Annotated in this window: 9 protein-coding genes; 8 read left to right on the forward strand and 1 reads right to left on the reverse strand. The window is 68.5% G+C overall.

Features of this window, described 5'->3' with window-relative positions; genetic code table 11:
* Positions 1-163: 163 nt before the first annotated feature.
* From ON30_RS21605 to ON30_RS21625, 4 genes are all read left to right on the forward strand, one after another.
* Complete coding sequence (locus ON30_RS21605) at positions 164-3,994, forward strand: multifunctional oxoglutarate decarboxylase/oxoglutarate dehydrogenase thiamine pyrophosphate-binding subunit/dihydrolipoyllysine-residue succinyltransferase subunit (protein ID WP_174387547.1); 3,831 nt, start codon at positions 164-166, stop codon at positions 3,992-3,994.
* A gap of 160 nt (positions 3,995-4,154) precedes the next feature.
* Positions 4,155-4,691 (forward strand): TerD family protein, encoded by a 537-nt coding sequence (locus tag ON30_RS21610; RefSeq protein WP_373282601.1) that lies wholly within the window; start codon positions 4,155-4,157, stop codon positions 4,689-4,691.
* 49 nt (positions 4,692-4,740) lie between these two features.
* Complete coding sequence (locus tag ON30_RS21615) at positions 4,741-5,649, forward strand: NAD-dependent epimerase/dehydratase family protein (RefSeq protein WP_040709613.1); 909 nt, start codon at positions 4,741-4,743, stop codon at positions 5,647-5,649.
* Positions 5,650-6,080: 431 nt separating this feature from the next.
* Positions 6,081-6,962: a helix-turn-helix domain-containing protein gene (locus ON30_RS21625; protein ID WP_040709615.1), complete on the forward strand. Its 882-nt coding sequence runs from the start codon at positions 6,081-6,083 to the stop codon at positions 6,960-6,962.
* A gap of 88 nt (positions 6,963-7,050) precedes the next feature.
* Here ON30_RS21625 and ON30_RS21630 read toward each other — a convergent pair whose 3' ends face one another.
* A complete protein-coding gene (locus ON30_RS21630; protein WP_040709616.1) occupies positions 7,051-7,698 on the reverse strand; it encodes a TetR/AcrR family transcriptional regulator in 648 nt (215 codons plus the stop codon).
* A gap of 69 nt (positions 7,699-7,767) precedes the next feature.
* On the opposite strand from ON30_RS21630, the gene ON30_RS21635 reads away from it, so the two are divergent.
* The 4 genes from ON30_RS21635 to ON30_RS21650 form a co-directional block, all read left to right on the forward strand.
* The gene (locus ON30_RS21635) at positions 7,768-9,303 is read left to right on the forward strand and encodes a flavin-containing monooxygenase (protein WP_040709617.1); all 1,536 of its coding nucleotides are present in this window, start codon (positions 7,768-7,770) and stop codon (positions 9,301-9,303) included.
* Positions 9,300-10,130: an SDR family NAD(P)-dependent oxidoreductase gene (locus tag ON30_RS21640; RefSeq protein ID WP_040709620.1), complete on the forward strand. Its 831-nt coding sequence runs from the start codon at positions 9,300-9,302 to the stop codon at positions 10,128-10,130. Before ON30_RS21635 ends, ON30_RS21640 begins: the two co-directional genes overlap by 4 nt.
* Before the next feature lie 4 nt (positions 10,131-10,134).
* Positions 10,135-11,082, forward strand: coding sequence for an alpha/beta hydrolase (locus ON30_RS21645; RefSeq protein ID WP_040709622.1), 948 nt, complete (start codon positions 10,135-10,137; stop codon positions 11,080-11,082).
* Between the two features lie 131 nt (positions 11,083-11,213).
* The coding region (locus ON30_RS21650; RefSeq protein ID WP_040709624.1) for an AMP-binding protein at positions 11,214-11,964 on the forward strand (751 nt) is incomplete at its 3' end.

Genomic DNA, 11,964 nt, shown 5'->3' on the forward strand with positions numbered 1-11,964 from the left:
ATTCTCGTTCCCGGACGAGTACCGACAGGTGCGTTCAGGGATGTCCGGCGGTGGATGGCCTCGCCGATTTGCCGCTGGGCCTATCCTCGATAAGGGCGCATCGGCGCGCATCCGCCGATCCCCGTGCCGGGCACGTCACAAACGTCGCAGCGCGAAGAACGAAATGAGGCGAACACCTGCTGTGAGCAGCTCAACTTCCCAGTTCGGCCAGAACCAGTGGCTAGTCGACGAGATGTACCAGAAGTACAAGCAAGATCCATCCTCGGTCGACGCGAGTTGGCACGAGTTCCTCGCCGACTACACCCCTGACGCGACGGGCGACAACAACCAGACAGCACCGCAGGCGCAGAACGCCGCCACCACCACGACGGCCGCCCGGGCCGCCACCGCCGTGAAGTCCGCGCCGGCGCAGACGAAGAAGGCCGAGCCCGCCGCCCAGCCGAAGGCCGGTGCCGCGGCCCAGCCGAAGGCCGCCGCCCCGGCGCCGTCGAAGCCCGCCGCGCCCGCCCCGGCCAAGGCCCCCGCGAAGACCACCGCGCGGACCCCCCAGACCACTCCCGCGCCGACCTCGAACGCCGCGCCCACCTCGGGCGCCCCCAAGCAGTCCGATGCCGCCTCCGACGAATCGAAGGTGCTGCGCGGGGCGGCCGCGGCGGTCGCGAAGAACATGTCGGCCTCGCTGACCATTCCGACGGCCACCAGCGTGCGCGCCATCCCGGCCAAGCTGATGATCGACAACCGACTGGTCATCAACAACCATCTCGCCCGCACCCGCGGCGGCAAGATCTCCTTCACCCACCTGCTCGGCTTCGCGATCGTGCAGGCGGTCCGCAAGTTCCCGAACATGAACCGGCACTTCGCCGAGGTGGACGGCAAGCCGAACGCGGTCACCCCCGCGCACACCAACCTCGGCCTGGCCATCGACCTGCCGGGCAAGGACGGCAACCGTTCGCTGGTGGTGGCCGCGATCAAGGGCACCGAGGACATGACCTTCGGTCAGTTCCACACCGCCTACGAGGACATCGTGCGCCGCGCCCGCGAGGGCAAGCTCACCGCCGAGGACTTCTCCGGCGTCACCATCTCGCTGACCAACCCGGGCACCATCGGCACCGTGCACTCGGTGCCGCGCCTGATGAACGGTCAGGGCGCGATCATCGGCGCGGGCGCGATGGAGTACCCGGCCGAATTCCAGGGCATGGCCGACGAGCGCATCGCCGACCTGGGCGTCGGCAAACTGATGACGCTCACCTCGACCTACGACCACCGCATCATCCAGGGCGCGGAATCCGGTGACTTCCTGCGCACCATCCACACCCTGCTGATCTCCGACGAGTTCTACGACGAGATCTTCCACGGCCTGGGCGTGCCCTACGAGCCGGTGCGCTGGCGCAAGGACATCCGCGAGCGCGGCGTCGACAAGAGCGCGCGCGTGCTCGAGATGATCGCCGCCTACCGCAACCGCGGTCACCTGATGGCCGACACCGATCCGCTGCGCCTGGTCAAGGACAAGTTCCGCAGCCACCCCGATCTCGACGTCACCCAGCACGGGCTGACCCTGTGGGATCTGGACCGCGAGTTCAACGTCGGCGGCTTCCACGGCCAGGAGCGCATGAAGCTGCGCGACGTGCTGTCGATCCTGCGCGACGCCTACTGCCGCCACGTCGGTGTGGAGTACACCCACATCCTCGAGACCGAGCAGTTGGAGTGGATCCAGGAGCGCACCGAGCAGAAGCACGCGAAACCGACGGTCGCCCAGCAGAAGTACATCCTGAACCGGCTCAACGCGGCCGAGGCGTTCGAGACCTTCCTGCAGACCAAGTACGTCGGCCAGAAGCGGTTCTCCCTCGAAGGCGCCGAAGCCGTCATCCCGATGATGGACGCGGTCATCGACCAGTGCGCCGAGCACTCCCTCGACGAGGTCGTCATCGGTATGCCGCACCGCGGCAGGCTCAACGTGCTGGCCAATATCGTCGGCAAGCCGTACTCGAAGATCTTCACCGAGTTCGAGGGCAACATGAACCCGGCGGCCACCCACGGCTCCGGCGACGTGAAGTACCACCTCGGCGCGCGCGGCACCTACTTGCAGATGTTCGGCGACAACGAGATCGAGGTCTCGCTGACCGCCAACCCCTCGCACCTGGAAGCGGTCGACCCGGTACTCGAGGGTCTGGTGCGCGCCAAGCAGGACCTGCTGGACAAGGGCGACGGCCCCGAGGGCTTCTCGGTCATGCCGCTGATGCTGCACGGTGACGCCGCGTTCGCGGGTCAGGGCGTGGTCGCCGAGACGCTGAACCTGTCGGGTCTGCGCGGCTACCGCGTGGGCGGCACCATCCACATCGTGGTGAACAACCAGATCGGTTTCACCACCGCGCCGGAGAACAGCCGCTCCACCGAGTACTCCACCGATATCGCGAAGTTCATCGGCGCGCCGATCTTCCACGTCAACGGCGACGATCCCGAAGCCTGCGACTGGGTGGCGCGTCTGGCGGTCGATTTCCGGCAGAAGTTCCGCAAGGACGTCGTGATCGACATGGTCTGCTACCGGCGTCGCGGCCACAACGAGGGCGACGACCCGTCGATGACCCAACCGTCGATGTACGACGTCATCGACACCAAGCGTTCGGTGCGCAAGGCCTACACCGAGAGCCTGATCGGCCGCGGCGACATCTCGCTCAAGGAGGCCGAGGACGCGCTGCGCGACTACCAGGGCCAGCTGGAGCGGGTGTTCAACGAGGTCCGCGAACTGGAGAAGTACACGCCGGAGCCCTCGGAGTCGGTCGAGGACGACCAGCAGGTGCCCACCACCGTGCAGACCGCGGTGGACAAGGCCGTGCTGCAACGCATCGGCGACGCCTTCCTGAACGTGCCGGACGGCTTCAACGTGCATCCGCGCGTCAAGCCGGTGCTGGAGAAGCGCCGCGAGATGGCCTACGAGGGCAAGGTCGACTGGGCCTTCGCCGAACTGCTGGCCTTCGGCACGCTCATCGACGAGGGTCTCGCGGTGCGCCTGACCGGTCAGGATTCGCGGCGCGGCACCTTCACCCAGCGCCACTCGGTGATCATCGACCGCAAGACGGCCGAGGAGTACACGCCGCTGCACAACATCGGCAGCGCCAACCCGGGCTGGTTCGCCGTGCACGACTCGGCGCTGAGCGAATTCGCGGCCGTCGGCTTCGAATACGGTTACTCGCTGGGCAATCCGGACGCGCTGGTGCTGTGGGAGGCGCAGTTCGGCGACTTCGTCAACGGCGCGCAGTCCATCATCGACGAGTTCATCTCCTCCGGTGAGGCCAAGTGGGGTCAGCTCTCCGATGTCGTGCTGCTGCTGCCGCACGGTCACGAGGGCCAGGGGCCCGACCACACCTCCGGTCGCATCGAACGCTTCCTGCAACTGTGCGCGGAGGGTTCGATGACGGTCGCGGTGCCCTCGACCCCGGCGAACTACTTCCACCTGCTGCGCCGCCACGCCCTCGACGGCATCCGCCGTCCGCTGATCGTCTTCACCCCGAAGTCGATGCTGCGCAACAAGGCCGTGGTCTCGGATCTGAAGGACTTCACCGAGTCCAAGTTCCGTTCGGTCTTCGACGAACCCGCCTACGAGGCGGGTGTCGGTGATCGCGGCAAGGTCAAGCGGATCCTGATGACCAGCGGCAAACTCTACTACGAGCTCGCGGCGGAGAAGGTCAAGCAGAAGCGCGAGGACATCGCGATCGTGCGCGTCGAGCAGCTGTACCCGATGCCGATCCGTCGCCTCAACGAGGCGCTGGCGGGCTACCCGAACGCCGCGGAGATCGCCTGGGTGCAGGAGGAACCGGCCAACCAGGGCGCGTGGCCGTACTACGGCCTGAACCTGCCGGAGTTCCTGCCGAAGCAGCTCGGACCGCTGCGGCGGATCTCGCGGCGCGCCATGTCGGCCCCGTCCTCGGGTTCGTCGAAGGTGCACGCGGTGGAGCAGGCCGAGATCGTCGAAGAGGCGTTCCGCCCGACCTCCTGATCGCTCGGACCCGAACGCCGGGCCGGAAAACACTCCCTTACGGGAGTTTCCGGCCCGGCGTTTCCCATGCGACCGTCCGGTTTCCCCGGGGTGGCATAGGGTATGGCGTGTTCGGCGCGGGACCACCCGCGCCGCGAACCGCGTCGAGGAGATGGTGCACGTGACGGTTCCGGAACAGCACGCGGGACTCGCGCTGGTCAACCTCGGACTCGGCTGGGACCCCGAGGCCCGGCGCTTCCTCGGCGGCAAGAAGGACATCGACCTCAACGCCGCCGCCCTGCTGTTCGCCGGAAACGTCCTGGTGGACACCGTCTATCACGAACAACTGCTGTCCCAGTGCGGCGCGGTGCGACTGCTCGGCGACAGCGTCACCGGGGAAGGCGACGGCGATGACGAGGTCATCACCGTCGACCTGACCAGACTCGCCGACGGCGTCACCACCGTCATCTTCTTGGTCACCTCCTACAGCGGACAGTCCTTCGAGCAGATCGGCAACGCCTTCTGCCGCGTCCTGGACGGTATGACCGGCGTCGAGATCAGCCGCTACCACCTCGACAACGGCCCGGACCGCACCGGATTCGTCGTCGGCAAACTGGTGGGCACGCCCACGGGATGGGGATTCCAGCCGCTCGGCGTCGCCATCGAGGCCAACCATCCGGCCGAGGCGATCAGCCAACTCGGACCGTACCTGTACTGAGCGCGGGCGAACTCTGGTCAGTGCACCGCCGGGGTGGCAGGATCGGCGCGTGCGAGTGCTGGTGACCGGAGCGAACGGCTATCTCGGCGGTGCGGTGTGCGCGGCGTTGCGCGGAGCCGGACACGAAGTGACCGGACTCGTGCACCGCGGTCGCGACCGCGTTCCCGCGGATCTGCCCACGCGGTCGGCCGATCTGCGCGACACCGCCTCGCTCACAACCGCTCTCGACGGCATCGACGCGGTGTGCCATCTCGCCGGACTGGCCCGCGCCCGCGACTCGCACGCCGAACCGCTGCGCTATTTCGAGGTGAACACCGGCGGCACACTGTCGTTGCTGCGGGCCATGGACACCGCCCGCGTGCGCGCCTTGGTGTTCGCCTCCACCGGCGCCATCTACGGCACACCGGAACGTCAACCGATCGACGAGGACACGCCGGACGCGCCGCCGCACCCCTACGCGCTGAGCAAACAGGCCGCCGAAACCGCCGTCGCCGCCCAAACCGCCACCGGCACACTGTCCGCGACCATCCTGCGCCTGTTCACCGTGGCGGGCGGCGCGCCCACCGACGACACCGGCCTGATCCCCCGACTGCTCGCCGTCGCCGCGGGCGACCTGCCGCGCCTGCCGATCAACGGCGACGGCTCGGTGGTGCGCGACTACCTGCACGTCGAGGACGCCGCCGCGGCCTTCCTCGCCGCCGTCGACCACCTGCCCGCGCCCGGAACCTGCCGCCGCTACAACATCGCGGGCGGCCTCGGCGCCAGCGTCAACGAACTCGTGGCGGCGACCGCGCGCATCGCGGGCAGGCCCGTCCCCGTCGAACACCGCCGCGCCGTCGCCGAATCACGCCGCCTGGTGGGCGACAGCGCCCGCGCCGCCGCCGAACTCGGTTGGCGTGCCACACGATCCGACATCACCACCATCCTGCGCGCCGCCTGGGCCGCGCACCACCGCTGACCTCGAACGGACCGGTGTCCCCCGAATTCAGGGCATGCGCGGTCCCGGCGTCACCCGATACGTTCGCACCGCCGGATGCCGGATCGATCCCGCTCGATCCGACCCCGGTCATCGCCCGGATGTGCGTCCGGACGGTGCACGGCGAGGCCGCGCGGGAATTGTGCGCCCGCGCGGTCCCCCGCGCTCCGCTGCCCGGCGAGCAGGCGACGGCGTGTCACGACGCGCGGAATCCGCCGAACCTGCCACCCCGGACCCCTTGGACCGGTTAAGGTTTCACCACTTGTGTCATGGACCGGGGCGCGATCGACGCGGCGCCGGGATTCAGCGGCGGGGAACAGGTTCGAGCGCGGAGACGACCGGAACACGGTCCGGTTCCGAGGAGCCCCGTCATTCGGCGTCAGCCGTCAACCCGTCGCTCGAAAGGATCCGTCGTGTCCCCGACCGGTTCGACCCTTCCCCGCCGCGTACTCGGCCGGCGGATGCGCACCCTGCGCGAACAATCCGGCCTCACCGCCGACGACGCCCGCGCGGCCATCGGCGTCGGCCGACAGACGTTGTGGCGCATGGAAACCGGGCAACCGGTCCGCCTCAACCCCCTCTACATCGAACGACTCTGCCGGATCTACGGCGCCTCCGAGCAGGTCACCGACCTGATGCTCGGCCTCAGCGCCGAAACCCGCGACACCGGGTGGTGGCACACCGCCGACGACACCATCCCCCAGCAGGTCAGCCTGTTCGTCGGCCTGGAAGACGGCGCGCGCCGACTGACCTCCTACCAGTCGACGCTGATACCCGGCATCCTGCAGACCGAGCGATACCGCCGCGCCCTGATCTGGGTCGGCTTCCCGACCATGCCCGGCGCGGAAGTCGAACGGCGCGTCGAATGGTTCACCGAGCGCGCGGCCCGCCTGCACCGCGCGACGAGCGACCTCACCGTCACCGCCGTCCTCGACGAAGCCGCGCTGCGGCGCGCCATCGGCGGACCCGCCGTCATGGCCGACCAACTCCACCACCTCGCCGACCTCGGGACCAGGGACGACGTCTCCGTACGCGTCGTCCCGTTCGAAGCCCGCGCCTACGCGGGCCTGCGCGCGGGCCCCTTCGTCATCCTCGACTTCCCCCGCCACCCCAACCCCCGCCTGACCGAGCCCCCGATCGTCTACGTCCAAGGTCTGACCGGCGACCTCTACCTCGAGAAACCCGACGACGTCGCCCGCTACCGCCAGATCTACACCGCCATCGAAAACTCCGCACTCGACGAACCCCGCACTCGCGCCCTACTCCACCGCATCGCCGGCGGATACACCCCCTGACCCCACCCACGCGCGGCCGATTTCGGGGGGTGGTTCGAGCGGGCTCGGGAGAGGGTGCGGGAGGATCGGGCCGATGCCTGGTAGTCGGTCATCCGATCGGGGCGTCGGCCACCTGTAGGGCTTCGGCGAGGGCGGGGTCGAGTGTGCAGGCCAGTGCGACGAGGGATGCCACGAGCAGGTCGACGAGTTCTTCGCGGGTGATGGGTTCCTCGCGCAGCCAGGTCAGGGTGGCTTCCTCGACGAAGGCGACCCATCCGCGCATTCCCAGGCGCAGTCGGGGGCGGCGTCGTGGGTCCGGTGCGATGGGGGCTTCGGCGAGGATGATGCCGATGATGGCGTCGCGGGTCTGGTCGACCAGGGGGACGAGGTCGGGGCTGACGCTGGTGGGTCCGCGCAGCAGGGCCAGGTACGAGGTGCGGTTCTCGGCGACGTAGTCGACGTAGCGGCCGATGGAGTCGCGCAGCATGTCGTGGATGCCGAGGGCGCGGTCGGGGGTGACGCGGTCGAGCAGTTCGGCGTTGGCGTGTCCGACGACGGCGAGTTGGAAGTCCTGCTTGGTGGGGAAGTAGTGGAACAGCAGGCCGCGCGAGATGCCCGCCGCTTCGGCGATCTCGGTGATGGAGATGTCCTCGATGGCGCGTTCGCCGAGCATCTTGACCCCGAGGGTGATCAGTTGCCGTCGGCGTTCGTCGGGACTGAGCCGTACCCGTTTGGTGTCTTGCGAACCTCTGGCCACCGGTCCATCCTACTGAACGTTGCTCAACAACTGTTGACTGCCGCTCAATAGAACCGTACTCTCGGTTACATGAGTCGCAAGGTTACAGACAAAGCCGTCGCCAACCGGCCCACCCGGCACGTGGGAACGATCATCATCGGCAGCGGATTCGCCGGGCTGGGCCTGGCCATCCGCCTCGGTCAGCAGGGCAAGCACGATTACCTCGTGCTCGAACGCGGCAGCGATGTCGGCGGCACCTGGCGCGACAACACCTATCCGGGTGCGGCCTGCGATGTCCCCTCGCACCTGTACTCGTACTCGTTCGCGCTCAACCCGAACTGGACCCGCTCGTTCTCCAAGCAGGGCGAGATCCAGCAGTACATCCGCGGCGTGGCCGAACGCTACGGCGTGCTCGACCGCCACCTGTTCGATTGCGACGTGACCGCGGCGCGCTGGAACGCCGAGGACTCGCGGTGGGAGGTCAGCACCACGCGCGGCGAGTTCACCGCCGACACCGTGGTCTCCGCGATCGGCGCGCTGTGCGAGCCCGCGCTGCCGGATATCAAGGGCATCAACGACTTCGAGGGCGAGGTCTTCCACTCGGCCCGCTGGAACCACGAGGCCGACCTGACCGGCAAGCGGGTCGCGATCATCGGCACCGGAGCCTCGGCGATCCAGATCGTGCCCGCCATCGCGGCGCGGGTCGGGCATCTCGACGTCTACCAGCGCACCGCGCCGTGGCTGCTCCCCCGCCTCGACCGGCCCTACACACTGGCCGAGCGCCTGGCCTTCCGGCACATCCCGGGCTTCCAGCGCCTGTCCCGCGCGGCCATCTACGCCGCGCGCGAGACCCAGGTCGTCGGCCTGGCCAAGGTGCCCGCGCTGATGCAGGGCTTCGAGTTGCTGGCCAAGGCCAAGCTGCGCCTCGAGATCCGCGACCCGGAGTTGCGCAAGAAGGTCACCCCGGATTTCCGCATCGGCTGCAAGCGGATGCTGATCTCCAACGAGTACTACCCGGCGCTGAGCCGTCCCAACGTCGACGTGATCACCGACGGCATCGCCGAGGTGCGGCCGAACTCGATCGTCACCAAAGACGGGACCGAGCGCGAGATCGACGCGCTGATCGTGGCCACCGGCTTCCACGTCACCGACTCCCCGACCTACAACACCATCACCGGCCGCGACGGCCGGACGATGAGCGAGGTCTTCGACGAGATCGGCCAGCAGGGCTACAAGGGTTCGGCGGTCGCGAACTTCCCGAACATGTTCATGCTGCTCGGCCCGAACGTGGGCCTGGGCCACACCTCGATGGTGTACATGATCGAGTCCCAGATCAACTACATCGCCGACGCCCTGGCCACCGTGGACCGTCTCGGTCTGCGTACCGTGGAGGTGCGGAGGGAGGCGCAGGACGCCTACAACGCGGACCTGCAGACGAAATTGGTCAAGAGCGTGTGGAACACGGGCGGCTGCGCCAGTTGGTATCTGGACAAGCACGGCAACAACACGACGCTCTGGCCGGACTTCACCTTCGAATTCCGCAGATTGACAAAGAAATTCGACGTGGCGGCCTACGAGACGACGACCGCCGCGCGACGTGATCGGAAAGTGGTGGCGGCACAGTGAGCGACAACGCGTACTTCGAGGGCAAGGTCTGCGTGATCACCGGCGCGGGATCGGGCATCGGGCGGGCCCTCGCCGAGAATCTCGCGAAGCGCGGTGCGCGCCTGGCGTTGTCGGATATCGACACCGAGGGACTGTCCGAGACGGTGCGGCTGTGCGAGAAGCTCGGCGCGCAGGTGAGATCGGATCGGCTCGACGTCGCCGAGCGCGAGGCGGTGCTGCTCTACGCCGACGCCGTGAAGGCGCATTTCGGTGTGGTGCACCAGATCTACAACAACGCGGGCATCGCCTACCACGGCGAGGTGCTCGAGTCCGGGTTCAAGGACATCGAGCGGATCATGGACGTCGACTTCTGGGGTGTCGTCAACGGCACCAAGGCGTTCCTGCCGCTGCTGCTGGAATCCGGTGACGGGCACGTGGTCAACGTCTCGAGCCTGTTCGGCCTGATCGCGGTACCGGGTCAGAGTGCCTACAACTCGGCGAAATTCGCGGTGCGCGGGTTCACCGAGTCGCTGCGCCAGGAGATGATCGTCAACCGGCATCCGGTCAAGGTGACCTGTGTGCATCCGGGCGGCATCAAGACGGCGGTGGCGCGCAACGCCACCTACGCCGAGCGGATCGACGGCGCGAACGCGGCCTCGATGTTCGACAGGAAGCTGGCCATCCACACCCCGGAGATGGCCGCCCAGACCATCACCGAAGGCGTGCGCAAGGGCCACGGCCGCGTGCTGATCGGGTGGGAGGCCAAGCTGCTCGACATCTTCGTGCGCGTGACCGCCTCCGGCTACCAGCGCATCGCGGCGGTCGTGAATCGGAAGGTCCTGCCGTAACAGCATGCGCGAGTTGACTGTTCCACTCCCGGTGATCCGGGCGCTGTTGGATCCCACGTTCCGCGTCATCCTCAACGCGCGCCTGCCGTGGCGGGCCCAGCGCGCGCTGATGGACGTCATGTCGGTCGCCCAGCCCGGTCCCGGCGGCACGGACCTGCGGCGCATGCGCCTGGCGGGCCGACCCGTCGAGCGCCTCACGCCGGTCGTCGACGGCAGGCCGGTGTATTCGCCCGCGACCACCGGTTCCGCCGGCGCGGTGCTGTATCTGCACGGCGGCGGATACACCGTCGGCTCGCCGACGACCCACCGGTCGCTGGCGGCCCGGCTGGCCCGCGACACGGGCTGCGCGGTGTACGTGCTGGACTACCGACTCGCGCCCGAGCACCCGTTCCCGGCCGCGCTGGACGACGCCGAGAGCGCGTTCCTGGAACTGGTCGGCGAGCTGGGCTACCGACCGGAGCGGATCGCGCTGGCCGGCGATTCGGCGGGCGGCGGCCTGTCGCTGGCCACCGCGCAGCGGTTGATCGCCGAGCACGGCCACACCCCGGCGGCGCTGGGGTTGATCGCGCCGTGGACCGATCCGAACGCGCTCGCCCCGAAGGCGCGCGATCTGGTGATCGACAAGAGGTGGTCGCAGGCGTGCGCGGCCGCCTACCGCGGTGACGGCGACGGCACCGATCCCGGGTACGCCCCGCTGCACGGCGAGTTGGTCGGACTGCCCCCGACCTACGTCCACGCCGACCGCGGCGAACTGCTGTTCGAGCAGTGCCGCGCGTTGGCGGATCTGCTGCGCGGCGCGGGCGTGCACGTGACCGTCAGCGAGACCGACGGGCTGTGGCACGTGGCCCAGCTCCAGGCCGGACTGGTGGCCCCGGCGGCCGCGGAGTTGCGGAAAATGGCCGACTTCCTGCGCGAAGCGGTGCAGCCCGTCTCGCTGCGGGACCTAGGATGAACAGAACCCAGCTCCTGCGGCGGACTTGTGCACCAGAATGACGGATTCGGACATTTCTCCGGTGGTCGATGCAAGCCCGCACCGGACAGTGTCGTAAATTACTGGCGAGTAAACCACGTGGAAGGGCAGTGATGCGCGAGTTCGAAGTTCCGGCTTCCTACACCATCCCGGAAGGCGCGAACAATTCCGACAGTGTCTTCCGGCACGCCGAGCAGGCACCGAACACGGTGTTGTTCAACCTCACCGAAGGCGGCGCCTGGCGGGATGTGACGGCCGCCGAGTTCGCGAAGACCGTCACCGGGGTGGCCAAGGGCTTGATCGCCGCGGGCATCGACTTCGGCGACCGGGTCGCCATCATGGCCCCCACCCACTACGAGTGGGTCGTGCTGGACTTCGCGATCTGGGCCGCGGGCGGCTGCACCGTCGCCATCTACGACAGCTCGGCCGCCGAACAGGCCAAGTGGATCCTGCAGGATTCGGCCACCAAGCTGCTCGTGGTCGACAACGACCGCCACAAGGCCACCATCGGCGAGATCGAGGCGGGCGCGCTGCCCGACCTCGCCGAGACCCTCCAGATCGATCAGGGCGCGATCGACACCCTGATCGCGCGCGGCGCGGACCTCGACGACAGCGTGGTGCACGACCGCCGCGCCCAGGTCGTGGCCTCCTCGCCCGCCACCCTGATCTACACCTCCGGCACCACTGGTCGCCCCAAGGGCGTCATGCTCTCGCACGCGAACCTCTACGCGGAGTCCAAGTCCGACCGCATCGCGCTGGGCAAGTACGTCGCCGAGGGCAAGAAGACCCTGATGTTCCTGCCGCTGGCGCACGTCTTCGCCCGCGCGGTCACCCTGGCGGCCTTCGACGCCAAGGTCATCCTGG

It is taken from the genome of Nocardia takedensis NBRC 100417, from assembly GCF_000308695.1.
In the GTDB taxonomy this organism is placed as follows: domain Bacteria; phylum Actinomycetota; class Actinomycetes; order Mycobacteriales; family Mycobacteriaceae; genus Nocardia; species Nocardia takedensis.